Source organism: Formosa sp. A9, from assembly GCF_051200825.1.
Classification (GTDB): Bacteria; Bacteroidota; Bacteroidia; order Flavobacteriales; family Flavobacteriaceae; genus Formosa.
Genome location: NZ_CP195158.1, coordinates 3,438,905 through 3,465,289, shown reverse-complemented (window position 1 = coordinate 3,465,289; position 26,385 = coordinate 3,438,905). Strand labels below are relative to the sequence as shown.

At 35.6% G+C, this 26,385-nt stretch carries 25 protein-coding genes, 2 tRNA genes and 1 pseudogene; 13 read left to right on the top strand and 15 right to left on the bottom strand.

Annotated elements, in window-relative coordinates:
* Positions 1–146: 146 nt before the first annotated feature.
* The 5 genes from bamA to ACR9EA_RS15200 all read right to left on the bottom strand — a co-directional run bounded on the left by bamA (position 147) and on the right by ACR9EA_RS15200 (position 5,832).
* Positions 147–2,819, bottom strand: a complete 2,673-nt coding sequence (gene bamA, locus ACR9EA_RS15220) for an outer membrane protein assembly factor BamA (RefSeq protein ID WP_435134924.1) — start codon at positions 2,817–2,819, stop codon at positions 147–149.
* Entirely contained in the window at positions 2,752–3,435 is a 684-nt protein-coding gene (locus ACR9EA_RS15215; protein ID WP_435139902.1) for an isoprenyl transferase, read from the bottom strand. The genes bamA and ACR9EA_RS15215 overlap by 68 nt, the downstream gene beginning before the upstream one ends.
* 58 nt (positions 3,436–3,493) lie before the next feature.
* Positions 3,494–4,186 carry a DUF6089 family protein gene (locus ACR9EA_RS15210; RefSeq protein ID WP_435134923.1) on the bottom strand — a complete coding sequence of 231 codons (693 nt, stop codon included), beginning with the start codon at positions 4,184–4,186 and terminating at the stop codon, positions 3,494–3,496.
* A 99-nt stretch (positions 4,187–4,285) separates the two neighbouring features.
* Complete coding sequence (locus ACR9EA_RS15205; protein WP_435134921.1) at positions 4,286–5,170, bottom strand: NAD kinase; 885 nt, start codon at positions 5,168–5,170, stop codon at positions 4,286–4,288.
* Between the two features lie 2 nt (positions 5,171–5,172).
* A complete protein-coding gene (locus tag ACR9EA_RS15200) occupies positions 5,173–5,832 on the bottom strand; it encodes an acetoin utilization protein acuB (protein ID WP_435134918.1) in 660 nt (219 codons plus the stop codon).
* Positions 5,833–5,924: 92 nt separating this feature from the next.
* On the opposite strand from ACR9EA_RS15200, the gene ACR9EA_RS15195 reads away from it, so the two are divergent.
* The 6 genes from ACR9EA_RS15195 to clpX all read left to right on the top strand — a co-directional run bounded on the left by ACR9EA_RS15195 (position 5,925) and on the right by clpX (position 11,343).
* Entirely contained in the window at positions 5,925–6,638 is a 714-nt protein-coding gene (locus tag ACR9EA_RS15195; RefSeq protein WP_435134916.1) for a pyridoxine 5'-phosphate synthase, read from the top strand.
* 7 nt (positions 6,639–6,645) lie between these two features.
* Positions 6,646–7,410, top strand: a complete 765-nt coding sequence (locus ACR9EA_RS15190) for an alpha/beta fold hydrolase (RefSeq protein ID WP_435134913.1) — start codon at positions 6,646–6,648, stop codon at positions 7,408–7,410.
* Between the two features lie 32 nt (positions 7,411–7,442).
* Positions 7,443–7,790, top strand: a complete 348-nt coding sequence (locus ACR9EA_RS15185) for a phage holin family protein (protein ID WP_435134910.1) — start codon at positions 7,443–7,445, stop codon at positions 7,788–7,790.
* A 163-nt stretch (positions 7,791–7,953) separates the two neighbouring features.
* Entirely contained in the window at positions 7,954–9,282 is a 1,329-nt protein-coding gene (gene tig, locus ACR9EA_RS15180; RefSeq protein WP_435134907.1) for a trigger factor, read from the top strand.
* 93 nt (positions 9,283–9,375) lie between these two features.
* Positions 9,376–10,050 (top strand): ATP-dependent Clp endopeptidase proteolytic subunit ClpP, encoded by a 675-nt coding sequence (clpP, locus tag ACR9EA_RS15175; protein ID WP_435134904.1) that lies wholly within the window; start codon positions 9,376–9,378, stop codon positions 10,048–10,050.
* 60 nt (positions 10,051–10,110) lie between these two features.
* Positions 10,111–11,343 (top strand): ATP-dependent Clp protease ATP-binding subunit ClpX, encoded by a 1,233-nt coding sequence (gene clpX / locus ACR9EA_RS15170; protein ID WP_435134902.1) that lies wholly within the window; start codon positions 10,111–10,113, stop codon positions 11,341–11,343.
* Between the two features lie 240 nt (positions 11,344–11,583).
* Here clpX and ACR9EA_RS15165 read toward each other — a convergent pair whose 3' ends face one another.
* Entirely contained in the window at positions 11,584–13,101 is a 1,518-nt protein-coding gene (locus ACR9EA_RS15165; protein WP_435134900.1) for a GH3 auxin-responsive promoter family protein, read from the bottom strand.
* A gap of 41 nt (positions 13,102–13,142) precedes the next feature.
* Between ACR9EA_RS15165 and ACR9EA_RS15160 the strand changes: the two genes are divergently transcribed.
* The gene (locus ACR9EA_RS15160) at positions 13,143–13,937 is read left to right on the top strand and encodes a DUF2797 domain-containing protein (protein ID WP_435134897.1); all 795 of its coding nucleotides are present in this window, start codon (positions 13,143–13,145) and stop codon (positions 13,935–13,937) included.
* Between the two features lie 61 nt (positions 13,938–13,998).
* Here the strand turns inward: ACR9EA_RS15160 and rpsU are convergent, their stop codons facing one another.
* The 3 genes from rpsU to ACR9EA_RS15145 all read right to left on the bottom strand — a co-directional run bounded on the left by rpsU (position 13,999) and on the right by ACR9EA_RS15145 (position 15,938).
* On the bottom strand, positions 13,999–14,193 hold the full coding sequence (rpsU, locus tag ACR9EA_RS15155) for a 30S ribosomal protein S21 (protein ID WP_435134894.1): 195 nt from the start codon (positions 14,191–14,193) through the stop codon (positions 13,999–14,001).
* A gap of 32 nt (positions 14,194–14,225) precedes the next feature.
* On the bottom strand, positions 14,226–15,089 hold the full coding sequence (locus ACR9EA_RS15150; RefSeq protein ID WP_435134892.1) for a sigma-70 family RNA polymerase sigma factor: 864 nt from the start codon (positions 15,087–15,089) through the stop codon (positions 14,226–14,228).
* A gap of 144 nt (positions 15,090–15,233) precedes the next feature.
* Positions 15,234–15,938: a queuosine precursor transporter gene (locus tag ACR9EA_RS15145; RefSeq protein ID WP_435134889.1), complete on the bottom strand. Its 705-nt coding sequence runs from the start codon at positions 15,936–15,938 to the stop codon at positions 15,234–15,236.
* 151 nt (positions 15,939–16,089) lie between these two features.
* Here ACR9EA_RS15145 and folK point away from each other — a divergent pair, with 151 nt between their 5' ends.
* Positions 16,090–17,211, top strand: coding sequence for a 2-amino-4-hydroxy-6-hydroxymethyldihydropteridine diphosphokinase (folK, locus tag ACR9EA_RS15140; RefSeq protein ID WP_435139900.1), 1,122 nt, complete (start codon positions 16,090–16,092; stop codon positions 17,209–17,211).
* Here folK and ACR9EA_RS15135 read toward each other — a convergent pair.
* Together ACR9EA_RS15135 and ACR9EA_RS15130 are read right to left on the bottom strand one after the other, a co-directional pair.
* A complete protein-coding gene (locus ACR9EA_RS15135; protein WP_435134886.1) occupies positions 17,208–18,758 on the bottom strand; it encodes a glycoside hydrolase family 28 protein in 1,551 nt (516 codons plus the stop codon). The genes folK and ACR9EA_RS15135 overlap by 4 nt on opposite strands.
* A 104-nt stretch (positions 18,759–18,862) precedes the next feature.
* Positions 18,863–19,390: an RNA methyltransferase gene (locus ACR9EA_RS15130; RefSeq protein WP_435134883.1), complete on the bottom strand. Its 528-nt coding sequence runs from the start codon at positions 19,388–19,390 to the stop codon at positions 18,863–18,865.
* A 157-nt stretch (positions 19,391–19,547) separates the two neighbouring features.
* Between ACR9EA_RS15130 and mutS the strand changes: the two genes are divergently transcribed.
* From mutS to ACR9EA_RS15115, 3 genes are all read left to right on the top strand, one after another.
* Complete coding sequence (mutS, locus tag ACR9EA_RS15125; RefSeq protein WP_435134881.1) at positions 19,548–22,169, top strand: DNA mismatch repair protein MutS; 2,622 nt, start codon at positions 19,548–19,550, stop codon at positions 22,167–22,169.
* Between the two features lie 131 nt (positions 22,170–22,300).
* Positions 22,301–22,372, top strand: a tRNA-Gly gene (locus tag ACR9EA_RS15120).
* A 25-nt stretch (positions 22,373–22,397) separates the two neighbouring features.
* A tRNA-Leu gene (locus ACR9EA_RS15115) sits at positions 22,398–22,483 on the top strand.
* 733 nt (positions 22,484–23,216) lie between these two features.
* On the opposite strand, the pseudogene ACR9EA_RS15110 reads toward ACR9EA_RS15115, so the two are convergent.
* The 4 genes and pseudogenes from ACR9EA_RS15110 to ACR9EA_RS15095 form a co-directional block, all read right to left on the bottom strand.
* A pseudogene (locus tag ACR9EA_RS15110) lies at positions 23,217–24,053 on the bottom strand (recombinase family protein); the annotation flags it as partial.
* Positions 24,040–24,246, bottom strand: coding sequence for a hypothetical protein (locus ACR9EA_RS15105; RefSeq protein WP_435134880.1), 207 nt, complete (start codon positions 24,244–24,246; stop codon positions 24,040–24,042). The pseudogene ACR9EA_RS15110 and the gene ACR9EA_RS15105, both read right to left, overlap by 14 nt.
* A 79-nt stretch (positions 24,247–24,325) precedes the next feature.
* Positions 24,326–24,988, bottom strand: coding sequence for a hypothetical protein (locus tag ACR9EA_RS15100; RefSeq protein ID WP_435134877.1), 663 nt, complete (start codon positions 24,986–24,988; stop codon positions 24,326–24,328).
* Between the two features lie 4 nt (positions 24,989–24,992).
* Positions 24,993–25,598 (bottom strand): hypothetical protein, encoded by a 606-nt coding sequence (locus tag ACR9EA_RS15095; protein WP_138259022.1) that lies wholly within the window; start codon positions 25,596–25,598, stop codon positions 24,993–24,995.
* A gap of 115 nt (positions 25,599–25,713) precedes the next feature.
* Between ACR9EA_RS15095 and ACR9EA_RS15090 the strand changes: the two genes are divergently transcribed.
* Complete coding sequence (locus tag ACR9EA_RS15090) at positions 25,714–25,956, top strand: hypothetical protein (protein WP_435134874.1); 243 nt, start codon at positions 25,714–25,716, stop codon at positions 25,954–25,956.
* Positions 25,957–26,052: 96 nt separating this feature from the next.
* Complete coding sequence (locus ACR9EA_RS15085; RefSeq protein ID WP_435134871.1) at positions 26,053–26,382, top strand: hypothetical protein; 330 nt, start codon at positions 26,053–26,055, stop codon at positions 26,380–26,382.
* Positions 26,383–26,385 lie beyond the last annotated feature (3 nt).

The window sequence follows — 26,385 nt, the reverse complement described above, 5'->3', positions numbered from 1 at the left end:
CAGCTGTAAACTTTTAAAACGACAGATGGTTTATTTTATTCTGTGCTTTCCTGAATTAAAGTTTCCAAAATTAACAAATTTTAACGTTATACCTTTTAAATCTTTAAGTAATTCATATTAGAGTTGATAGAAAATATCGTGCCAAATTAGAATTGTTGACCAATGATGAAGTGTGTTTCCCAGCCGTTGGCTTTGGTTTGTCCTGGAAGCGGATCGAATCCGTAACCAAAATCGATACCTAATAATCCAAATGCAGGCATAAATACACGTAAACCAACACCTGCAGAACGCTTTAACTGAAACGGATTGTAGTCTCTAAACGAGTTGAAAGCTGCACCACCCTCGGCGAAAGTTAAAGCAAATATTTTAGCTGAAGCTTTTAAGGTAATAGGATAACGCAATTCTAAAGAGAATTTGTTGTAGATAGACGAACCGTCGTCTGTAGGCTCTCCATATTTATCCAAAGGTTGTATAGATTGGTTAGGGTAACCACGTAAAGCAATAGCTTCTCTACCATCTAAACTATAGCTTCCTAAACCATCCCCACCTAAGAAGAAACGTTCAAACGGAATTACACCTCTGGCTTGGTTGTATGCTCCTAAATATCCAAATTCTATACTAGGTCTTAAAACCAGTTTACCAATAATGTTAGTGTACCAATCTCCTTTAAATTTAATTTTATAGAATTCTAACCAGTTGTAGCGTTCTTGATCTATTTCTTGCATTCTAGTATAAGCCGCCTGTTGGTCGGCTGCCGATGCATCTGGATCTCTATAAATGGCTTCATCTTCATTGTATTCTTCAGCAAGCGCATCGTAATCTACATTGTTGAATAACGAGTATGGTAAAGATAATTTAGCACTAACGCTGAAGTTAGATCCTCCTATAGGGAATATAGGGTCGTTATAGGTGTTGTTTCTAGATAAACCTATAGTGTACGATAGGTTGTTAGAAAATCCGTCACCAAACGTAAATAGCCCCGTGTAATAGTTTTTTAAGTTGTAATGTTGATAACTGATGGATTGCGATAAGGTAAAATAATCGTCTGGTACAGTTAAACGTTTTGCTAAACCAACAGATACTCCTGTAATGTTGAAGCGTTTGTCTTTATCTGCTCTTCCTGTAGAACTGTCGTATAAAAACTGGTTGGAGTGCGATATAGAGGTCGAAAATTGTACTGGTTTTTTACCGCCCATCCAAGGTTCTGAAAACGAGAAACTGTATGTTCTGTAAAACTGACTAGCTTGTAAACGAAGGGCAAGTTTTTGGCCATCTCCCATAGGAAGCGGTTTGTAAGCGTCTTTATTAAGTATGTTTTTTAACGAAAAGTTGTTAAACGATAAACCTAAGGTACCAATAAAGCCGCCACCACCATAACCACCTTGTAGTTCTATTTGGCTGGACCCAGTTTCTACAACTTTGTACTCCATATCTACCGTACCCTCGTTCGGATTTACATTCTTAAAATCTGGTGTTAATTGTTCGGCGTCGAAAAAGCCTAACTGACTTAATTCGCGAACAGTTCTAACCACATTGGCCTTACTGTACAATTCGCCTGGACGCGTACGTATTTCTCTGTATATAACGTGATCGTTTGTTTTTTCGTTACCTACTATAGTAACGTTGTTGAAATAGGCGGGTTTACCTTCGGAAATTCTAATTTCCATATCGATTACATTTCCGTCGGCATTGGTTTCAACAGGGTTTATTTGCGAGAATAAATATCCGTTGTTTTGATATAAGTTGGTAAGGTCGTTACCATCTGGTTTGGTATCGTCTGCAATCCCTTTTTCTAATAAAACGCCATTGTAGGTGTCGCCTTTACGTACACGTAAAATAGATGCTAACTGCTGGTCTGTATAAACAGTGTTACCTATAAAGCTAATGTTACCAAAGGTGTATTTTTCGCCTTCTTCTACTTTAATATTTAACGTTACGTTTTTATTATTGTTTACGCTAATGCTGTCCGAAATAATTCGCGCATCGCGATACCCATTTTCTTTATAGGTGTCTATAACGCTGGTTAAATCTTCTTGGTAATCGGCTTCAATATATTTAGAGCGTTTCCAAACACGATAGAATTTTTTTTCTTTAGTGTTTTTCATACTCGATTTTAACTTCTTGTCGCTTAACATAGTGTTGCCCTCGAAGTTAATGTTATCTATTTTTACTTTTTCGCCTTTATCTATAGTTACCACCATATTAACTCTAGGCTTAGCAATAGAGTCTTCTATAGGAATGGTATTTATGTTTACTTTGGTATTGTAAAAACCGTCTTTTTGGTATTTGTTTTGTAGATAGTTTTTTGTAGTTGTAATAAGGTTTTCTGTAACCTTTACGCCTTCATTAAGATTGTTTTCTTCTACAATTTCTTCAATTTTAGACTTTTTAACACCAGTAATTTTTACATCGCGTAGCTCGGGAAGATCGAACAAATGAATTTCTAAAGCAGCAGAATTGCCTTCTACATTTTTTATATAAATTTCGATATCGCTAAACAGTCCCGATTTCCATAATTTTTTAATGGCGTTACTAATTTCCTCGCCAGGAATAAGAATGTCTTCGCCTTTTCTAAGCCCAGAGTAGGTTACTATAGTTTCTGAACTGAAGCTAGAATTTCCAGAAACGCTAATATCCGAAATGGTATATTTTGTGCCGGCATTTTGAGGGACTTGGGCATTAACTAATAAAGAAGTTAATGATAAACATAAAGTAAAAATAAAGGGTAAAAATGTTTTCAATGATATTGAATTAGCTAAGTTGTTCACTTGTTTTTCCAAAACGGCGTTCTCTTTTTTGATAGTCAATAATAGCATCATACAAATGTTGCTTAGTAAAATCGGGCCAAAGTACCTTAGTAAAGAATAATTCGGCATAGGCTATTTGCCAAAGCAGAAAATTACTTATGCGTTGTTCGCCGCTAGTGCGTATAAGCAAGTCTACGTCTGGTAAATTTTGCGTGTAAAGATGCTTATTTATAACTGATTCGTCAATACTTTCTAAAGAAATTATATTATTTTTAACTTTATTGCTTATTTCGGTAATAGCCTGAACGAGTTCTTCGCGCGAGCCATAACTTAAGGCAAGGGTTAAAGTCATTCTACTATTATTAGCAGTTTTGTCGATAACTTCTAATAGCTCTTTGTATACTTTTTTTGGTAAAAGTGACAGATTGCCGATAGCGTTTAGCTTGATGTTGTTGTCCTGCAGGGTTTTAATTTCCTTTTTAAGCGAGCTTACTAAAAGTTTCATTAAGGTTTCTACTTCTAGTTTAGGACGGTTCCAATTTTCGGTAGAAAAGGCATATAGGGTTAAGTTTTCTACGCCTAACTCGGCACAGGCTTCTACGGTTTGTCTTACCGATTTGGTGCCATTTTCGTGACCAATGGCACGTATTAATCCTTTTTGTTTGGCCCACCTGCCGTTGCCATCCATAATTATGGCGATGTGTTTGGGGAGTCTATCTGTGTTAATCTGGTCTTTCAAAATGTAATTAATTTATGCAATAACAAGGATTTCTACCAAAGGTGTATGTTAAGGTAATTCCCGAAAACACGTACCAATCGTTATTGTTTAAATTTCCGAAACTATAATCTGTAGCTGTATTTTCGTCGAAATACTCGCTACCGTCTAATTTATCTGTAAAGGTATAACGTGCGCCAATTTCGGCGGCTATTATAAAACCTTCGCTAAATCTGTATTTGTAACCTATAGCCATGGGTATGCCTAGTGCCCATTTTTTGTCTCCAGTAAACGATGAACTTCCCGAGTTAGTGATGTAAGTTTCGTTATAATTAGTAGCCGATATACCTCCAAATAAATAAGGTGTATGCTGTCTGCCGGTTTTGTGTAAATCGAATTCTGTAAATGTAAATTCAATACCTCCAGAAAGTTCGCCTATGGTTTTAACGCCATTATAATTACGTTCTACACGTCGTGGGTCGCTAGCATTTTTGTCCATCATCTCCAAATCGGTTATTATTCCTGAAATTCTCCAGGAATGCCGTGGGCTTCTGTTCCATTTGTAAATACCACCGTAGGCCAGTTTTTTTGGGTATATATAATTTGTGGCGCCAATGTCTCCTATATAGTTACTACCACCTAAATACACGCCAATTTCGTGAATTTGGGCATAGCTGGATTGAAAACATATAACGTTAATGATAATTATGATTATGTACCTCATAAAGTTTTAAAGTTTGCAAATATAACAAATAAGATTAGGTCTTAACAAATTGAATGCATTTGTATTAGTGTAAAAACTAAATTACAGACAGATTATTGTTTAATTGCGTTTATCTTCTCCCCATAATAGTTTTTTTCGAAGGGTTTTTAAAAAGCTTTCGTTTAATAACTCTATCATTTTTATACTGAAGTTTGCTTTTTTAATGGTTAATACGGTGTCGTTGTCTATGGTTGCAATTCTGGAATCTAAAGAAACTAAATAATTGTCTTCCCGACCACTTACTTTTAATTTAATTTCTGTAGAGTCGGTAATAATTAAAGGTCTTGCGTTTAAATTATGCGGTGCAATAGGTGTTAAAACTAAACTGTTGGTGTCTGGTGTTATAACGGGGCCGCCACAGCTTAATGAGTATCCTGTAGATCCTGTTGGGGTTGCAATTATTAATCCGTCGCTCCAATACGAGGTTAAATATTCGTTGTTTAGCGAGGTTTCTACGGTAATCATAGATGTGGTGTCTTTGCGGCTTACAGCTATTTCGTTAAGTGCAAAGTTCATTTCGGAGATGGTTTTGTTTTCGGGAGTTGTGGAAATTTCTAATAAACTGCGTTCCGAGATGTTGTAATGGCCTTCTAAAATATCGTCTATAGCTTGCTCTATATGTTCTTTGGGTATGGTGGCCAAAAAACCAAGGCGCCCAGCGTTAATACCTACAATGGGTATGCCTAATTCTTTAACAAAAGTTACTGCGCGCAAAATAGTACCATCGCCACCAATACTTATTAATAAATCGTAGGTGTGGTCTAAAACTTCAAAAGTTTTAAAAGCGTAATACGGTTCGTCGTTTTCTAGTTCGTCGTGAATGAGATCGAAAAAATGACGCTCTATATATATGTCTGCTTGTTTCTTTAAAAGGTGTTTTAAAAGAATTTCGACAGGGATTTCGGAATGTTTGTGATAAAATTGTCCAAAAATGGCGATCTTCATAATTAAATATTTAAGTATTTATTTAAATAGTCCGATCGGTCTTTAAGGTTTTCGATGTAGCTGTCTTCTTCATGTCCAGAAATAATGTTGTAACTGTAGCGTCTAAAGGTTTGTATAATATCGTTTAAACCAGAATTGCCAATTTTTAAAGTAAGTTGTACGAGGTCGTTTTCCATTTTAGATATAAATGCCCCATAAAGTTTTCCGTTGTTCGATTCTACAATCTGGCTAATTTCACTAAAGGAATAATCGTCTAAGCCTTTTTCAACAATTAAAACACCGCCTGCTTCAGCAAAAAATGGGGTTTGGTTAAAAAGTGCTATAATATCGTTTAATTCGTAATACCCAATGTAGGTGTTTTTTGCATTTAACACGGGCATTATATTAGACGAATTTTGGGCAAATGCTTCTAAAACGTCTAGCCAAGTGGTGTGTTCTCTTACAAAAAAGCCTTCGGCGGCATAACTGTATTCTTTTAAGTCTTTGTTGCTTTCAAAACAATACGCATCGGCTTCAGACATGCAGCCTATGTAATAATTTTCTTCGTTAATAACAGGGATGTGCGAATAAGTAAGCTGATTAAAAAGTAATTGCATATCGCTCACTTTATCGGTTACCGAAAGCGGTTTTATATCGTTAATAATGTATTCCGAAAGATTCATTTTGCCTAGAGTTTACGTGTTTGCAAATTAATTAAAAAATAGTACAATAAGCCTGTTCTACTTTGTATTTTTGCGTTATTAAAATAGGATTTATGACAAAGTTAAGTGTAAATATTAATAAGATAGCGACCTTAAGAAATTCCAGAGGTGGCGATTTGCCTAATGTGGTTCAGTTTGCGAAAGATGTGCAACGTTTTGGTGCAGAAGGTGTAACTATTCATCCTAGACCAGACGAACGCCATATTCGTTATCAAGATGCTTACGATTTAAAACCAGAAGTATATACCGAATATAATATAGAAGGCAACCCTATTAAAAAGTTTATGGATATGGTTTTAGAAATTAAACCCACGCAGGTTACTTTAGTGCCAGATGCAGACGATGCCATAACCTCTAATGCGGGCTGGGATACCATTGCTCATAAAGATTTTTTAATAGACATTATTGCCGAATGTAAACGCAATAATATACGGACATCTATTTTTGTAGATCCAGATTTAAAAATGGTTGAAGGCGCAAAAGCTACAGGTACAGATAGAATAGAATTGTACACCGAGGCCTTTGCACATCAATTTAGTTTAGGAAACACCCAAGCTGTAAAACCTTATACGGACTGTGCGATTTTGGCAGAGCGTTTAGGTTTGGGGCTTAATGCGGGGCACGATTTATCGTTAGATAATATAAAGTTTTTTAAAGACAATATTCCAGGTTTGTTAGAGGTATCTATAGGTCATGCTTTAATTTCCGAAAGCTTGTATTTGGGTATAGAAAACGTGGTAAATATGTATTTAAATAAATTGAAATAAACACCAGATGCAATTATATTCTAATATTTTAGGAACGGGTAAGCCATTTGTTATTTTACATGGTTTTTTAGGAATGAGCGACAACTGGAAAACCTTAGGTGCAAAATTTAGCGAACAAGAGTTTCAGGTGCATTTGGTCGATCAACGTAACCATGGTAGAAGCTTTCATAGCGATGCGTTTAATTACGATCTTTTAGTAGACGATTTAAAAGCGTATTGCGATGCCAAACAGCTTAAAAATATTGTGTTGTTAGGGCATTCTATGGGCGGAAAAACGGCAATGTTATTTGCTACCAAATATCCAGAATATGTATCGCAGTTGTTGGTTGCCGATATTTCTCCAAGATTCTATCCTGTACATCACGATACTATTTTAGAGGGTTTAAGCAGTTTAGATTTTTCGGAAATTAAAACTAGAGGCGAAGCCGATAAAGCTTTAGGGCGCTATATTACCGATTTTGGTACACGCCAGTTTTTACTTAAGAATTTATATTGGGTAGAAAAGGGACAGCTAGGACTGCGTATGAACTTAGACGTTTTGAAAGTAGAGGTAGAAGAGGTAGGCGAAGCACTTCCTGCGTATGCTAAGTTTGAAGGCGAAACTTTGTTTTTACGTGGCGATAAATCGGAGTATATTTCACCCAACGACGAAAGTTTGATTAAAAAACATTTCCCTAAGGCGCAAATTGTAACCATAAAAAATGCAGGACACTGGTTGCATGCAGAAAATCCAGACGATTTTTACAGTGCTGTTATTCAATTTATTTCATAAATATTCTGTAAATTGGTTAAAACTTTAACCGTATGAAAACCATAATCAAATTTCTTTTAACAGCATTAATAGTAGTCGTGTTATCTAATTTGCTATCTGCCGTACATGTAGATAGTTATGTAACTGCTATTATAGTAGCCATAGTTTTGGCAATATTAAATGTACTTGTAAAGCCTGTATTAACGATCTTAACCTTTCCGATAACCATTGTAACTTTAGGGTTATTCTTGTTGGTTATTAATGGTGTTATTATACTATTGGCAAGTAAATTGGTCGGCGGGTTTCACGTCGATTCGTTTTGGACAGCAATTTGGTTTAGTATCCTCCTAACGATACTGCAAACTATAATATACAGTCTTGTAGGAGATGATAAAAAATAGTCTGAAATACAAGACGTTAAAAACTTTGTCGGGTTGTAAAAATGTTTTATTTTTGCAGCCCGTTTTTAATTAAAAAAATTAAAAAGCTTTTTATCTTTTTAAAGCTATAAAATAGATAAAGGTTTAATGTTAAATGCCCGCATAGGGTTTTATATCATTTAAAATGAATATTACAAGAGAAAACATCGATGCATTAAATGCTGTGTTAAAAGTTGATATCGCTAAAGAAGATTACAGCGATAAAGTAGAGAAGATCTTATCCGATTACCGTAAAACAGCAAACGTTCCTGGGTTTAGAAAAGGGCATGTGCCAATGGGAATGGTTAAAAAGCAGTATGGTAAAGCAGTATTGGTAGACGAGGTAAATAAATTATTACAAGACGCTTTAAATAAATACTTAACCGAAGAGAAATTAGATGTTCTAGGGCAGCCGTTACCTAAAGCTCAAGATGGTATCGATTGGGATTCTGAAGCATTTTCGTTCGAGTTTGAATTGGGTTTAACACCAGAATTCGATGTAGAATTAAAAGGTAAAAAAGCCATCACACAATACAATATCGTTGCAGACGATAAAATGATAGACGAGCAGGTAGAACGTATCCAAAAACAATACGGGAAATTAGTGTCGCAAGATGTTGTAGCAGAAGATAGCGAGATTACAGGGACGTTTAAAAACGAAGAGCGCGATATCGAAAACACAGTAACATTAACCCTAGATAAATTTAAAGGGAAAACAAATCCTAAGAAATTTATCGGTGCCAAAGTAGGCGATGTTATTACCCTAAAAACTAAAGGACTTTATAACGACGATCACGATTTAATGCATGCTTTAAAAGTATCGCACGACGATGCTCATGGATTAGAAATTGAAGTGACATTTACCATTACCGAAATTAACAAACGCGAACTTGCCGATTTAGATCAAGAATTATTCGATAAGTTATTTGGAGAAGGTACAGTAAAAACCGTTACAGAATTAAAAGATAAGATTAAGGAAGATGCCGAAAAACAATTCGTGCAACAAGCCGATCAAAAACTTTTAAACGACATAACCGAATATTTAATAGACTCGACTAAATTCGATTTACCTGCAGAATTTTTACAAAAATGGATTAAAACTGCTGGCGAAAAACAATTAAACGACGACGAGGCTAAAGAAGAATACGAAAAGTCTGAAAAAAGTATGCGTTATCAATTAATTGAAGGAAAATTAATTGAAGCTAACGATATTAAAATCACCATGGATGATATTAAAGATCATGCAAAAACCATGATTAAAGCGCAAATGGCTCAATTTGGTCAGTTAAATCCAGGAGATAAAGAATTAGAAGATATCGCTGCTCGAGTTTTATCTAATCAAGACGAGGCACGTCGTATTTCAGAACAAATTGTTAGTCAAAGATTATTGGATCTTTATAAAGAAAAAGCAAATTTAAAAGTTAAAGAAGTTACTTACGAAGACTTTGTAAAGGAAGTTTACGGAGACAAATAAGTCAACTCTTTTAAAGAATAATCATTATATTTAGGCGTTGAATAAATTGTATTCAACGCCTATTTTATTCATTTTAAATTTAAAATAACATTTATGGATTACGGAAAAGAATTCGAAAAATTCGCTATAAAAGACCAAGGTATAAGCAGTACATATTACAACAAAATTATGAGCAGTATGTATCCTACAAACTTAACGCCTAATATTATTGAAGAACGCCAAATGAATGCTGTGGCCATGGACGTGTTTTCACGTTTAATGATGGATCGTATTATTTTTATGGGTACGGGCATTAACGATCAAGTGGCTAATATCATTCAGGCACAATTATTGTTCTTAGAAAGTACAGATGCTAATAAAGATATTCAGATTTACATTAACTCACCAGGAGGTAGTGTTTATGCTGGACTAGGTATTTACGATACCATGCAGTTTATTAAGCCAGACGTAGCAACAATTTGTACAGGTATGGCGGCATCTATGGGGGCTGTATTATTATGTGCAGGTGCTAAAGGCAAACGCAGTGGGTTGACACATTCTCGTGTTATGATTCACCAACCTTTAGGGGGCGCTCAAGGACAAGCTAGTGATATAGAAATTACAGCACGAGAAATAATAACTTTAAAAGAAGAATTATACAAAATTATAAGCAAACACTCAGGTCAAGATTACGACAAAGTGTATGCAGATAGTGATCGTGATTACTGGATGAAAGCCGATAAAGCTAAAGAATACGGTATGATTGATGAAATATTAGCTAGAAACTAATAACACGTTAAAGTAGTAGTCTAGGACGACTATTTTTAAAACAGAAATTTAAACAAATTTATGGCAAAGGAAGAATTAGAATGTTCGTTTTGTGGAAGAAAAAAACCTGAAACCAATTTATTGATAGCAGGTCTAGATGCGCATATTTGCGACCGTTGTATCGAGCAAGCTCATGGTATTGTTTTAGAAGAGTCTAAGCAATTAGATAATAGCGATTTGTCTGCAGAATTAATGCTGCGTAAGCCGCTTCAAATAAAAGCGTTTTTAGACGAATATATTATAGGTCAGGAAACAACAAAAAAAGTCATGTCCGTTGCGGTCTATAATCACTATAAACGTTTATTGCAATCACCTTCTAAGGATGATATAGAAATTCAAAAAAGTAACATCATGATGGTGGGGCAAACCGGTACAGGTAAAACCCTAATGGCAAAAACCATAGCAAGAATGCTTAATGTGCCGCTAGCCATTGTAGATGCTACAGTATTAACCGAAGCAGGTTACGTTGGCGAAGATGTAGAAAGTATTTTAACACGTTTGTTACAAGCTGCAGATTATAATTTAGAGAAGGCAGAAAAAGGTATTGTGTTTATAGACGAAATTGATAAAATTGCACGTAAAAGCGATAACCCATCTATAACACGCGATGTGTCTGGAGAAGGCGTTCAGCAAGCCTTGTTAAAGCTGCTAGAAGGAACCACTGTAAATGTACCACCTAAAGGAGGTAGAAAACACCCTGACCAAAAGTTTATAGAGGTTAATACCGAGAATATTCTGTTTATTGCAGGCGGTGCTTTTGATGGTATCGAACGTAATATTTCTAAGCGTTTAAATATGCAAGCTGTTGGTTACAGTGCTTCAAAATCTGACGATATAATCGATCAAAATCATCTGTTGCAATACATTATTCCTAAAGATTTAAAAGACTTTGGGTTGATTCCTGAAATTATCGGACGTTTGCCAGTTTTAACTTATATGGATCCGCTAGATGCAAAAACATTAAGATCTATTCTTACCGAGCCTAAGAATGCTATCATAAAGCAATATGAAAAGTTGTTCGAGATGGATGATATTCAATTTACTATAACAGATGGAGCTTTAGACTTTATTGTTGAAAAAGCTATTGAATATAAATTAGGAGCTCGTGGTTTACGTTCGCTTTGCGAAGAAGTATTAACAGATGCTATGTTTGAGTTACCTAGTTCTGAAGACAAAGAATTAAAAGTAACCAAAGCGTATGCAGAGGCGAAATTAAATAAGTCCACAATTAAAAAATTAAAGGCTGTTTCTTAATAAGCCATCTTTAAAATATAGAAATGAAAAAACCACTCGAACGAGTGGTTTTTTGTTTTGGTTGCACGGAATAATTTAGCTTGCAACTTACTGTAAAATAACAGATAATCGATTAATAGCATGTTAAAAATATACCGAAACTTGCTATAAAAAAAAGAATTGTTTGAATATTAGATATAGGTGTTCTATTAATCGATGAAGTGAATTTTTAGGGTGAAATTTCCGTTAAATATCAGGTGTTTAAATTACATTTAAACCTAATAATTCATCGATGTATTCTCGCGAGTTAGATAGTCTAGGGATTTTATGCTGACCGCCTAATTTGTCATGCTTTTTTAACCAATCGTAAAAGAGTTGTTGTCTGGCAATATGTATAGTTGGTTTGTTTAATGTAATGTTATTATAGCGTTTGGCTTCGTAATCAGAATTTAGGGCTTTTAAGGCGTTATCTAAGAGTTCTCTAAAGTAGTTTATGTCTTCAGGTTCTTTTTTAAACTCAATAATCCATTCGTGGGCGCCTTTTTCTTTACCCTGCATAAAAATGGGAGCCGCTGTGTACTCTACAATTTCCGAATGTGTACGTTTGCATACTTTTTTTAGAGCTTCTTCGGCATTTTCTATAATAAGCTCTTCTCCAAATACATTAATATGATGTTTTGTTCGTCCCGAAACTTTAATGCGATAAGGAGAAAGCGATGTAAATTTAACAGTATCGCCAATTCTGTAACGCCATAGCCCGGCATTTGTAGTAATTACCACAGCATAATTTTTACGTAACTCTACTTCGCTAAGTGGTATAATGCGCTGTTCGGGGGTGTTGTAGGTATCCATAGGTATAAATTCGTAAAATATACCGTAGTCTAGCATGAGTAGTAGTTCGTTGGAATTGTTGCGATCTTGAATAGCAAAAAAACCTTCGGAAGCATTATATATTTCGTAGTATCTAAAGTTGAGGTCGGGAAATAGTTTTTTGTATTGATTGGTGTAAGGGGTAAAACTTACACCGCCATGAAAATACACCTCTAAATTCGGCCAGACTTCTAAAATATCTTGTTTTCCAGTAGTTTCTAAAACATTATTAAGAAGAACAAGCATCCACGAAGGGACACCTGCCAAACTGGTTACATTTTCTTGAATAGTTTCATCTACTATGGCCTGCATTTTAGTCTCCCAATCGCTCATTAACGATACTCTATTACTAGGAGTACTACTAAATTCTGCCCAAAGCGGCATATTGTCTATTAATATGGCCGATAAATCACCAAATACAGTGCCGTTTTCTTTATAAAGTTCTTTGCTGCCCCCAAGGCGTAAACTTTTACCTGTAAAGAGCTGCGAATTTTCGTTATTGTTTAGGTACATGCATAATAAATCCTTACTTGCAGCATAATGGCATTCTTCTAAAGATTCTATGCTTACAGGAATAAATTTACTTTTGGCGCTGGTTGTACCACTGGATTTTGCAAACCATTTTATAGGCGATGGCCAAAATATATTTTGCTCGCCAACACGTGCACGCTCAATAACATCTTGATAGTCTTCGTAAGTCGAAATAGGAAGGCGCTCCGCAAAGGTTTTATAATTTTTTATACTCGAAAAATCGTATTGCTTTCCAATTTTGGTGTCTTTAGCGGTGTCTATTAAATTTAAAAGGAGTTCTTGTTGTACTTCGTTGGGGTACTTTAAAAATAATTCAATTTGGTGAAAACGCTTTTTTAAAAACCAAGCAGCAATTGAATTTACTAAAGGAATTGGCATATTTACATTATCTTTATGAACTAAAAATAATACTTTTTTTTATGACTTACCAAGGTGTTCTTACAAAAATGGAAACCGAATATGCAGCGCCAATACAATATTATTTGGTGTTTAAAGACGACTTTTTAAACGTAAACCAGTTGTTAAATAAAACGTTGCGCTTTCAATTTGTTAAGTATGAGTGTTTGCATTGTGGTCTCGATAAAAAAATATATCGACAAGGATTTTGTAAGAGCTGCTTTTTTGATATTCCACAAGCGGCAGATTGGATTATGAGTCCAGAGTTGAGTAAGGCACATTTAGATGAAGAAGATCGCGATTTGGCTTACGAAAAGCAAGTGCAGTTACAACCGCACATTGTATATCTGGCAAATTCTAGCAGTGTAAAAGTTGGGGTAACCCGAAAATCGCAAGTGCCTACGCGTTGGATAGATCAAGGAGCGCATGAAGCAATAGAAATTGTTGAGGTACCTAATAGATATTTGGCGGGCATTACCGAAGTGGCTTTAAAAGACCATGTGTCAGACAAAACTAATTGGCGAACCATGCTAAAAAATGAAATTCAAGACGAAGACTTAGTTGCTTGGCGAGAAAAATTAAAAGTATTTATACCCGAAGAAGCTCGGTCTTATTTTATAACCGATAACGAAGAAACAACCATAGAATTTCCTGTGTTGCAGTTTCCTAAAAAGCCCAAATCGTTAAATTTCGAAAAAACTCAAGATTATACAGGGGTTTTAAAGGGCATAAAGGGGCAATATTTAATTTTTGAAGACGACACCGTTTGTAATATTCGTGGTAACGAAGGCATGTATGTGTCTATAAGTTTGGTTTAAAATTGTAAAGTTTCAGAAAACAAATATGAAGTTTGTTTTCTGAAACTTTCAGTATAAGGCTCTAAATTTCTTCTTGATCTCTTAACCCTTGTATGTAAGACGCTTTTTGTATTTCTCGTCTTCTTTTTACAGATTTTTTGGTGTAAAATTGATTGTCTCTTAAATTTTGCATCACCTTTACATTACGGTGTTTACGTTTATAGCGTTTAAGAGCACGGTCTATTTGTTCTCCATCTTTAACAATAATCTTTATCATATTTTTTTGTTTTAAAGTGTTTTGTTTTAGGATTATCCTAAATACGTTTTTAATATTTTGTTTTTAGAGCTATGGCGAAGTCGCCTAATGCCCTTTTCTTTTATTTGTCTAACACGTTCTCGTGTTAAATCGAAGGTTTCTCCAATTTCGTCTAGACTCATCGGTGCTTCGTTGCTTAAGCCAAAAAATAGTTTAATAACATCGCTTTCGCGTGTCGATAAGGTGTCTAAAGCTCTGTTTATTTCTAAATTAAGCGATTCGTGCATTAAATTGTTGTCTGGATTTGGCGATTCTCCAGATTTTACAACATCGTATAAACTCGAAGTTTCACCTTCTTTTAAAGGCGCATCCATAGATAGGTGTCTGCCAGAATTCTTTAAAGATTGTTTTACTTCGCTAACGGTCATGTCTAACTCGTTGGCAATTTCGTCGGCGCTAGGTGGGCGTTCGTGCGATTGTTCTAAAAACGAATACGCTTTGTTAATTTTATTAATAGACCCTATTTTGTTTAAGGGTAAACGTACTATTCTAGATTGTTCGGCCAATGCTTGTAAAATGGCTTGGCGAATCCACCATACGGCGTAGGAGATGAATTTAAACCCGCGAGTTTCGTCAAAACGTTTGGCGGCTTTCACCAGTCCTGCGTTGCCTTCATTTATTAAGTCGGGTAAAGTTAATCCTTGATTTTGGTATTGTTTGGCTACAGAAACTACAAATCTTAAGTTAGCCGTTGTAAGCTTATCTAAAGCTATTTGATCGCCTGCTTTAATGCGTTGGGCCAGCTCAACTTCCTCGTCGGCAGTAATTAAAGGCATTTTGCTAATGTCTTGCAGATACTTGTCTAACGATTTAGATTCTCTGTTGGTAACTTGTTTTGTAATTTTTAATTGCCTCATTGTCCTTTAAGTATTTAAAATCCGTACCTAATAATGTAAACGAATTTTTTATAATTCCAAATAAAACGGTACTTAATTAATTTAAAATGAATAATTAAGTGGTTGCTCTAAGGCGTAACGAGGTTCTGTACGTTGTGTTATGACCTAAAAAAGATGAATTTCTTGGTTTGTTTTAAGGTTGAAACGTTTTTTAAAAGCATAAACTCCTAGATATAAAAACGGAGTATCTAGAGCAGCCATTATTACTTTAAAAAGAAAGCCGCTAATTAACAGTCCGATAAACTTATCCCAAGCTATTTTTTGAAAAATACACAAAAGCAGAAGCACCGTTAGAGTGTCTATAAATTGCGATAAAAAGGTAGAGAAATTATTTCGGAGCCACAGGTGTTTGCCTTGAGTGAGGTTTTTCCAAAAATGATAAATCTGAATGTCTATAAACTGAGCAAATAAATAGGCTAGCATACTCGCAAACACAGCTATAGCTGTACTACCAAATACAGTGGAAAATGTGCTGTCGCCAACAGGAGACCACGCGGTTGCTGGAACGGCATTAGAAGCATAAATGATAAGCATAGAAAAAACCGAAGCAAAAATACCAGTAACAACCACTTGGTTAGCCGCTTTTTTGCCATAAATCTCGCTAATTAAATCGGTTATTAAAAAGGTAATGGGATAGGGTAATATGCCTACAGAAACTTCAAAAAGTTTCGCGCCAAATAATTCGATGTTAAATGGATACCAATAAAAGAATTTTTGAAAAATAAGGTTCGATACCACTAACGAGGTCATAAACAAGGCGCCAAGCAATATATAAATACGATGTGCTAAAATTCGGTCTTTCTCAATCATAACTTAAAATAATAACAAACCTACATATTAAATTTTTAAATCGTTCTTTTTGAAAGTAATAATAAAAGAAGTGCAACCGAACCAATTATCCCTTCTAAAAAAAACAAGACGAAGTAAATATCTTTTCTTTAATTTGCCCATTATTTGGGTTATGGCAAAACAGGTTTACATATCTATAGGAAGCAATAAAGGCGATCGTTTACAATTTTTACAAGATGCTATAGATCGCATATTCGCAAATATTGGAAGAGTCGAAGCGGTATCTAAAGTGTATAAAACGCCATCTTTAGGTTTTAAAAGCGACGATTTTTTGAATGCCTGTTTGCGTGTTAATACCACTATGGAAGCAGAACAAGTTATGTCGACATTATTAAACATTGAAACCGAAATGGGTCGCGTACGTTCTGCTTCAGGCTATCAGGCCAGAGAAGTAGATTTAGATATTATATTTTTTGAAAATGATGTTTTAAATACAAATCATTTAAGAGTGCCGCATCCGGAAATGCAAAATAGGAAATTTGTTTTGCAACCACTAAATGATATCGCTTCTGCTTTTGTTCATCCTGTATTGAAGCAAAATGTTAAAGCGCTTTTAGAGCAGTGTACCGATAATAGTGTGATAGCGGAGTTTGATGCTAGTTTAAATATTCCTGCTTTAAGTATTAACTTTTTGGGATATAATTACATTGCTATTGAAGGGAATATTGGAGCAGGTAAAACTAGTTTGGCAACTAAAATGGCTGAAGATTTTAATGCTAAATTGGTATTAGAACGCTTTGCCGATAATGCCTTTTTACCCAAATTTTACGAAGATGCGAGTAGGTATGCTTTTCCGTTAGAGATGTCCTTTTTAGCCGATAGGTATCAACAAATAAGCGACGATTTAGCGCAGTTCGATTTGTTTAAAGATTTTATTGTAAGTGATTACGATGTGTTTAAATCTTTGATTTTTTCTAAAATAACACTCCAGGAAGACGAGTTTAAATTGTATCGGAAGCTATTCTATATTATGTACAAAGATATTGCAAAGCCAGATTTGTACGTGTATTTGTATCAAAATACAGAGCGTTTACAACAGCATATAAAAAAACGTGGCCGAGCTTACGAACAGCAAATACAAGATGAGTACTTAAATAAAATACATGCAGGGTATTTGGATTTTTTAAAAAATCAAACCGAGCTGAATGTTAAAATTATAGATGTATCCGAACTGGATTTTGTGGCAAATCGAGAGGATTATTTGCAGGTTTTAAAAGCGATTAGTAATCATTAAATAGAGGGTTCTAAACGCAATCCTTTTAAAGAAATACTATCGTTAGGGATTTTAAAAGATTTTGCATCCGTCTTAACTGCTGAATTATTAAAAGTAATATCGTTACAGTTTAAAGCATCAATAGTTGCACTTGGTGTTGTGATTGTTGTATTAGTAATTCGTATGTGTTTGGCATCATGTAAGGTCATGAGTTCTGTGCTTTTTGCGGTTACATTGTTGATGGTTAGATTGGTAAGTGGAGATTCTGGGATGCCGTAAATTTTTAAAAAGTGAGTGCTGTTTTCAATAATCAGATTGGTGATGGCAATGTCTTTATAAAACGGCGTGAGTTCGTTAACTGGTCTAGCAGGTAAACGTTCTGCTAATTCGCCAACATAGGCAGGAGTGCCTAACATATCCCATTTTATAGCTGTAGCTTCTAAATTCATTCGAATTCTATCGTAATACAAATGTTCGCCACCACCACCTCTTGGGCGGCGTGTTTTAAAACGGATGCCTACTACAGTACCATCGAATACACAATCGTGAACATATAAATTACGAATTACACCAGCAGTCTCACTACCACAGGTAATCCCGCCGTGGCCTTTTTGGGCTAGACAGTAACGTACCACTATGTTTTCGGTTGGTTTATTAACATTTAGGCCATCTTCGCCGCGCCCCGATTTCATGGTGAAACAATCGTCGCCAGTGTTTAAAGTGCAATATTCTATAAGTACATTTTTAGACGATTCGATATCGATGCCGTCACCTCTAGGAATACCGTACGAATTCACATAAACGCCACGTATAATAACGTTATCGCAGTAGGTAGGAACAATGTTCCAAAAGGCGGTGTTTTCTAACGAAATGCCTTCAATGTAAACATTCTTGCAGTTTATAGGCGCAATGAATTTTGGAGGAAAAATCCAATCATCTTGCGAGCCATCGTGAATGCGCTCGTTTGCGGGTTTGTTAAGATCTACCAGTGTTTCTATAGGTTTCATGTACGAACGTGCTTTAATTTCGCCATCAAAAGGGCCGATTAATTTTCCGTTTCCGGTAATGGCTATATTGTTTTGATTGTTGGCGTAAATACAAGCGGCAAGCGACATGACTTCCAGGCTTTCTACTCGATTGAACACCGCTGGTTGGTAATCTTTAACGTCGGTACTAAAACGCAAAGTAGCGCCGTCTTCAAAATGTAAATTTATGTTGCTTTTTAATGAAATTCTTCCGGTTTTCCATTCCCCTTTGGGGATAATTATCGTTCCACCACCTTGATTGCTAAGACTATCAATAGCATTTTGAATGCTTTCTGTATTCAGGTTTAAAGCGTCTAGACTTAACGTTATGTTGCGTTCTGGAAAACTAGGTTTTTTAAAGTCGACAGTTGTAAAAGGTGCTGTTACCTTTGCGATAGTGTCGGGTAATGCGGCTCTGCCCACCTGATCTTTTGTCGGGATGGTTTCAAGCGGATTAGGAGTTTGGGAAGTTTCTGTTTTTTGTTTACAGTTATAAAAACATAAAATAGATAGTAAGCTTATAAAGAGTGTTATTTTTTTCATGATTTGTAATGTAGATTAGCGAAAATACCCTTTTTACAGCAAACTAATTCATATTTTGTTCTATGGTTTATATTGTAATTAATAAGATTTTGTTTGGTAGAAATTTAGGTCATTTTACTAAAAATATCCCAAACTACTACGCCGCAACTTACAGCTATGTTTAATGAGTGTTTGGTGCCATATTGAGGGATTTCAACCACATAATCGCTGTTATTTACCACATCTTGCGCAACACCTTTAACTTCGTTGCCAAATATTAATGCATAAGTTGTGTCGGGTTTTGGCGAAAAATTATTGAGCATAGTTGCATTTTCGGCTTGCTCTATACTTACTATTTTAATGTCTTGGGTTTTTAAGTTTGCGACAACATCTAGAGTGTTTTTGGCGTATTCCCAATCTACTGTATCGGTGCTGCCCAATGCCGTTTTGTGTATGTCTTTGTGTGGTGGGGTTGCTGTTATGCCACAGAGGTAGATTTTTTGTATTAAAAAGGCATCACTAGTTCTAAACACAGAACCAATATTATTTAAGCTTCTTATGTTGTCTAGTACGATTATGATGGGTGTTTTTTTTGTGTCTTTAAAATCGGCGACGCTTAATCGGTCTAATTCGCTGTTTTTTAATTTACGCATATGTAATAGTTTTTTATGAAGCTAAGTATTAAAAAATAAGAAGAGATGCTAATTTACCATTTTAAAACGCATCACATATTTTTAGAAAAATCAAATTATGGTTACATTAGCGACCTTACTTGAAGTGCAAAAATAATATTTAAAAACCACATTACCATTGGCAAAAAAAACGAAAAAAGAAACGCCTTTAATGAAGCAGTATAATGCAATTAAAGCTAAGTACCCAGATGCTTTGTTGTTATTTCGCGTAGGAGATTTTTACGAAACGTTTGGAGAAGACGCTGTAAAAACGGCCAAGATTTTAGATATTATTTTAACCAAACGCGGTGCGGGTAGCGAGAGCGAAACAGAATTGGCTGGTTTTCCGCATCATTCTATAAACACCTATTTGCCTAAATTAGTAAAAGCAGGTGAGCGTGTGGCAATTTGCGATCAGTTAGAAGACCCGAAACAAACCAAAACCATTGTAAAAAGAGGCGTTACAGAGTTGATTACGCCTGGGGTTTCGTTAAACGATGAGGTGTTAAAATCGAAATCAAATAATTTTTTATGCGCAGTGCATTTCGGGAAATCTACCATTGGAATTTCGTTTCTAGATATTTCAACTGGCGAATTTTTAACCTCGCAAGGCGATGAAGAGTATATCGATAAATTGCTTCAGAATTTTAATCCGAGCGAAATATTAGTATCTAAGCCTAAACGCAAAACTTTTAAAGATGCTTTTGGAGACGATTTTCATGTGTTTTATTTAGAAGACTGGGTATATCAAACCGATTATACCAACGAAGGCTTGTTAAAACATTTTAATACCACGTCGTTAAAAGGTTATGGTGTAGATAATTTAGAGGAAGGCATTATTGCCGCTGGGGCTGTTTTGCATTATTTGGGAGAAACCCAGCATAACAAACTGGAACATATTACATCTATTTCGCGTATAGCCGAAGATGATTATGTGTGGATGGATAGGTTTACCATGCGTAATTTAGAGTTGTACAATTCTACCAATAATAATGCAGTTACATTATTGCATGTTATCGATAAAACCATTTCGCCAATGGGCGGGCGTTTATTAAAGCGTTGGTTGGCCTTGCCTTTAAAGACTCCCGAAAAGATTAAGCAAAGACACGAGGTTGTCGATTTTTTAACTAAAGACACATCGTCGCACCAAAGTATCAGGCAGCACATTAAGCATATTGGCGATTTAGAGCGTTTAATATCTAAAGTGGCAACGGGTAAAGTAAATCCTAGAGAGGTTATACAACTTAAAAACTCGTTGGAAGCCATTGTGCCTATAAAGGCTTTGGCATTAGAAGCGCCTAATGCGGCATTAAAAATTATAGGCGATAAATTGCAAAGTTGCGATGTATTGCGCGAAAAAATCAAGCAGACTCTTAACGAAGATGCTCCCGTTAATGTATTAAAAGGCAGTACTATAGCTTCAGGGTTTTCTGAAGAATTAGACGAATTACGCGGATTATCTACTTCTGGAAAGAATTATTTAGATGCTATGCTGGAACGCGAAAGCGAGCGTACAGGAATCACCTCTCTAAAAATAGCATCAAATAATGTGTTTGGGTATTATATTGAAGTAAGAAATACCCATAAAGATAAAGTGCCCGCCGAGTGGATAAGAAAACAGACTTTGGTGAACGCCGAACGTTATATTACCGAAGAACTTAAAGAATACGAAGCTAAAATTTTAGGCGCAGAAGAACGCATTTTAACGATAGAACAGCAATTGTTTTCGGATTTAGTGGCTTGGATGGGGCAATATATAAAACCCGTACAGCAAAATGCCTTTTTAATTGGTCAGTTAGATTGCTTGTGCGGATTTGCTCAGTTGGCTTTAGACAATGCTTATGTGTATCCTATAATTGATGATACTTTCGATTTAGAAATTACCGAAGGCCGTCATCCGGTAATCGAAAAGCAATTGCCGTTAGGGGAGCAATATATTGCCAATGATGTATTTTTAGATCGATCGGAACAGCAAATTATTATGATTACGGGACCCAATATGTCGGGAAAATCGGCTATTTTAAGACAAACGGCTTTAATAGTGCTTCTGGCTCAAATAGGTAGTTTTGTGCCTGCAAAATCTGCACGCATAGGTGTTGTCGATAAAATTTTTACACGTGTGGGGGCAAGCGATAACATATCGATGGGCGAATCGACATTTATGGTAGAAATGAACGAAACGGCCTCTATTTTAAATAATATGTCCGAACGTAGTTTGGTGCTTTTGGACGAAATAGGTAGGGGTACCAGTACTTACGACGGTATTTCTATAGCTTGGGCGATTAGCGAGTATTTACATGAACATCCGGCAAAAGCAAAAACATTATTTGCAACTCACTATCACGAGTTAAACGAAATGACCGAGACATTTTCAAGAATAAAAAACTACAATGTGTCGGTAAAAGAATTAAAAGACAATGTTTTGTTCTTGCGTAAATTAGTTGCGGGAGGTAGTGAACACAGTTTTGGTATTCATGTAGCAAAAATGGCTGGGATGCCGCAGCAGGTAATACATCGTGCGAATACAATTTTAAAGAAATTGGAAAAATCGCATTCTAGCGAAGAACTTACAGATAAGGTAAAAACACTGTCAGACGATTTGCAATTGAGCTTTTTTAATCTAGACGATCCGCTTCTAGAAAATATAAAAGACGAAATTGTAAATACCGATATAGACACTTTAACACCTGTAGAAGCCTTAATGAAACTTAACGAAATAAAGCGTATGCTTATTAAGCCTAGTAAAACGGCAAAAAGTTGAATTTTATAACTATTGATAATCAGTGGTTTGAAAAATAATTTAATTTTTTTTCGAAAAAAGCTTTGAGATATCAAGAAATGTCCTAAATTTGCATCCGCAATCATAACGATGCACGTTCATTAAAACACTACGCGAAAGTAGCTCAGGGGTAGAGCATCACCTTGCCAAGGTGAGGGTCGCGGGTTCAAATCCCGTCTTTCGCTCTATAAAACTGTTATAATATACCAAGCAGAAGTGGTGGAATTGGTAGACACGTTGGACTTAAAATCCAATGGATAGTAATGTCCGTGCGGGTTCAAGTCCCGCCTTCTGTACTAAACGGGAATAATCTGAATTTTCAGTTTTATTCCCGTTTTTTTTATGCTTGTTTTTTACTGATAATGAAGGGATTACGCTGAAAATTGAATTTATTCTTGTGGTTCGATAATCGTCATTTTTGAAGTCATACAGAATCCCGTCCGGAAATACCATTTTTTGAATACTTCTCTTTACCTCTAAATTGCCAGAATCCCACAATTCAGGGAGTTTTAGGGAATATTTCAACGATAAATCAATGGCTTTTTCAAGGTTCGATAAATTAAAACCGTCACTATACAAACTTTCCTCAATTTCGTACTTCTCAGTTTCTAGCTTTTGCTTGAACTTTTCATATTGTCCTTGTGATATTTCCTCAAAAACATATCGCTCTTCCAATCTTTCTAGTTTAGCGGAAAGCTCCAAGATTTGTTTTTGCTGTACTGCGGTCTCTTGAATTTTTGCCTCATGTTCAGCTTTGAATGTGTAGTACATAATCTCTTTCATAGGAGCGATGTATTTCTTGTCCTGAATCTGATAGTTCTTCAAAAGGTCTGTAAACTTCTCGTGCATCATTTTAGCACTTCTGTTTTCTTTTGCTCCGATACGGTTGTTTTTATAGTAGTATAGACCTTTCTTTCTCACTAAATATCCTGTATAAGGTGTATCACAATCTGCTGAACGAACGAACTGTTTTAAAGGAAGGTGTTCACAATCCGCATTGCGTTTCTCTCCGTATCCACGCTTGTTTAATAGTTTGTTAATCTTCAGGAATATTTCTTTTGATACCAAGCCTTCATGTTTTCCCTCGACCACTTCTCCGGGAATGTGAGAGCTTACGACTAAACCACAATAGAATGGGTTTCTAAATAGGTCGCTCAACTTCTTTGCTGTTACTTTCAATCCCTTCTTTGCTAATCGGTCGGAGATTTCATTGTGGGTTATGTCTTCATTGGCTTTCCATATAAAAGCATACCTTAATAATTCTCCCTCTTCATTAATAACTATATCCTGTTCTTTTCCTTTACCCGGATTAAGATTGGTGTAGCCAAATGGAATGGTTCCTATCCAATATCCTTTTCTAAGTTTCTCACGCATACCTGATACCGACTTGTCTCTTCTCAATTCATTGTCGAATTGACTAAACATGTAGTATAGGTTTTGTTGAAAGGATCCTGCTGCGGTCATGGCATCCACTTCCTGAGTTGCTGAAAGTGTTACAATGCCTTGTTGCTTTAATTGGTCGCTTATGTAAGCTCCATTTGCTCCAGTTCTTGAAAATCTATCGTAAGAATATACGATGATGTATGAAATGTCTCTTCTTCTTTTTACAAAAGTCAGCATCTTTTGAAATTGCTTCCTTTCATCACTTTTGGCAGATTCATAGGTTCCACCGAAATACTCAATTACTTCAATATTTTTCCGCTTTGCGAATTCTAAACAATACTTCTTTTGAGTTTCTAAACTGGCATTGTTTTCAGCTTGTTCCTTGGTCGACACCCTTGTGTAGATTACTGCTTTTCCATCAGTATTGATCGACTGCCCTTTTGATTGCTTCGCAAATGGCTTAAAAATATCAAGGTTCTTCATAATCTTCTTTTTTCGATATATGTTTTACAATGATTCCACAAAAACACTCTAAAGTTTCAATTACATGTTTTGCTTCATCTTCCTTTATTTCTTCAAATCCCGGAAAAGTTCTAAGTCTCTCCGGTGTCATTTTTTCTGCTTTTAGAATTTTTCGATACGTTTCCGCATGAGATCCATTTTCTCTCGTTTGCATTTTCCTTCACTTCGCCAATCCCTCAAATCTTTTGATAAGACCAGTGTTTGTGATGTTGCCTGAATATTTCTCAAAGCTTTCATAACTTTTGTTTTACTACTCTATTAATATGTACTGCCTTGCCGTCTTCCTGGTTGATGGAAATACTTTGGAAGGCTGCATCTCTCATTATGTCAATTACCCTTTTGTCAATTGGCATTTTCTCTTCACATTCCACTCTATCGAGCTCACCTTTACGTTTGATTACTTTAACACTATGGTAGTTTTTGTTGTGAATAAAATCCAATGCTTTTGATTCCTTTGGCTCAATGGCTATTAGATTCAATTCCTTTGCTAATTGATAGATTCCCGGAAAGGTTTCCTGAATCAGTTCAGAAAGGTGGATAACGAAATACCCAATACCTTTTAATCCAGTAAGCAATTGACCGTTCTTATTAATGATAAGCAGAACCGCCTTTTCACTAACCAACACGTCTAATACACGACTTTCTAAATAACTAAGCCATATACCATTTCTGTTAGTTTGTTCGTTAAGCGATGACGATAATTCCTGAATGGCAGCTTCGTTTAATTGAAACTCGGTCGCTTGAAACAGAATTGCTTTATTAATACTATCAATAAATGAAAGACTTACTTTTTGATCAGAAGACAATAAAACACAGTCCACTTTTTTGTTTCGTAAACAAAAAAGCAATTGCTCTAATGGAGCTTGACTTGCTGTTATGTGATTATTGCTCTTCATAATCCTACTTTTTCTTTTTGTACACTTCTATCAGTTCGCATTGTGCCTGATACAAACGCTCGTCCTTTTCTTTGATCTGAGCATGTGCGTCATTGAGCTGTGAAGTCATGTTTGCGATTATTTTTTTTAATTCGCTGACTTCGTCCTTGAATTTGCTGTTTTCTTTTTCTAACAGCTCATACTTGGTTTGCAACTGCCTTATGTGTTCTCGTAATTCCGGTGGAGCCTGATTAATTAGCTTCTCTACATTATAGAAGTCTCCGTGAACAACACCATCATTTTTAGAGACATTCTTTCCAACCATCACATCCTGATTATCCCCTGAAATTGTTGGGTTAATATTCAGTTCACTGTATTCGATTGGCTCCTTTTGATTCTCAAACTTTAGAAAATAGTTTGCATTCAGGTCGAAATCGTTTACAATTTTAGTTAACTGTGTGAGTGAAGCATTCCTGTTTCCTGACTTAATTTGAGAAAACACCGTGGGATTCTCTTCCATTTTAGCAGAAAATTCACGCTGATTTTTAAGCGTATGCACTCGCATAAGATGTTCTATTGCAGATACATATCGCTCATTCAGCATCTCTCTGGTAATTTCCTTATCAACCATAATTTACCATTTTATCAATTTAATTTGTATTAGTTTACTATTTTAGTATATCTTTGCAGCAAAGATAGATATTTTTATTTATTAAAGGTAAACAAATTTACAAAATATTTACAACATGTTTACACGAGAAGAAGTAAAAGCGTTCAAAGATGAACTTCCTTTAAAAGGAATACAGATGATAAAAAGCCGTACAGGTATCTCACGACCAACTATTTACAAGTTTTTGGAAGGAGAAGAAATACGTCTTCATCTCGCTGAAAAAATTTGGAAAGAGGGTTGGCTAATCATCCAAGAAATGAAAGAAAAGCGTGCTGAATTGAAACGTCATGCCGAAGATGTGCTAAACAAAGAATACTAATTCTGCTTATGAAAGTTATACAAAATAGTAAATATCATGCTTTCCTAACGGAGTTAAAAGCATTGATTGAACAGGTAAAGGAAACAAACGCTTCTTATGGTCAGACCTGCTAATATGTTTTTCAAGGTTTTGACTGGTGAAGGGCATTCACTAGAAGAAGATCGCCTGCAATTCAGTCTTCCTAAAGGTGTGAAGGATGGTGATTGGCACAACTTTCAATCCGAACTAGGCTGCATGCTTTATAAGGACCCTTTACCCTTCTATAAGCAAGGTCACAGCATTTATGTTGCACAGTTCGATGCAGCAGACATTACCACTTCCTATCAAGAAATTATTTGGGTGAAACGATTCCGGTTGGTAAGACAAGCCACGAACCTGGACTTAAAACCCTTTGGAATATATCGAGCGATTGCTCAGGTCATTTAAAAT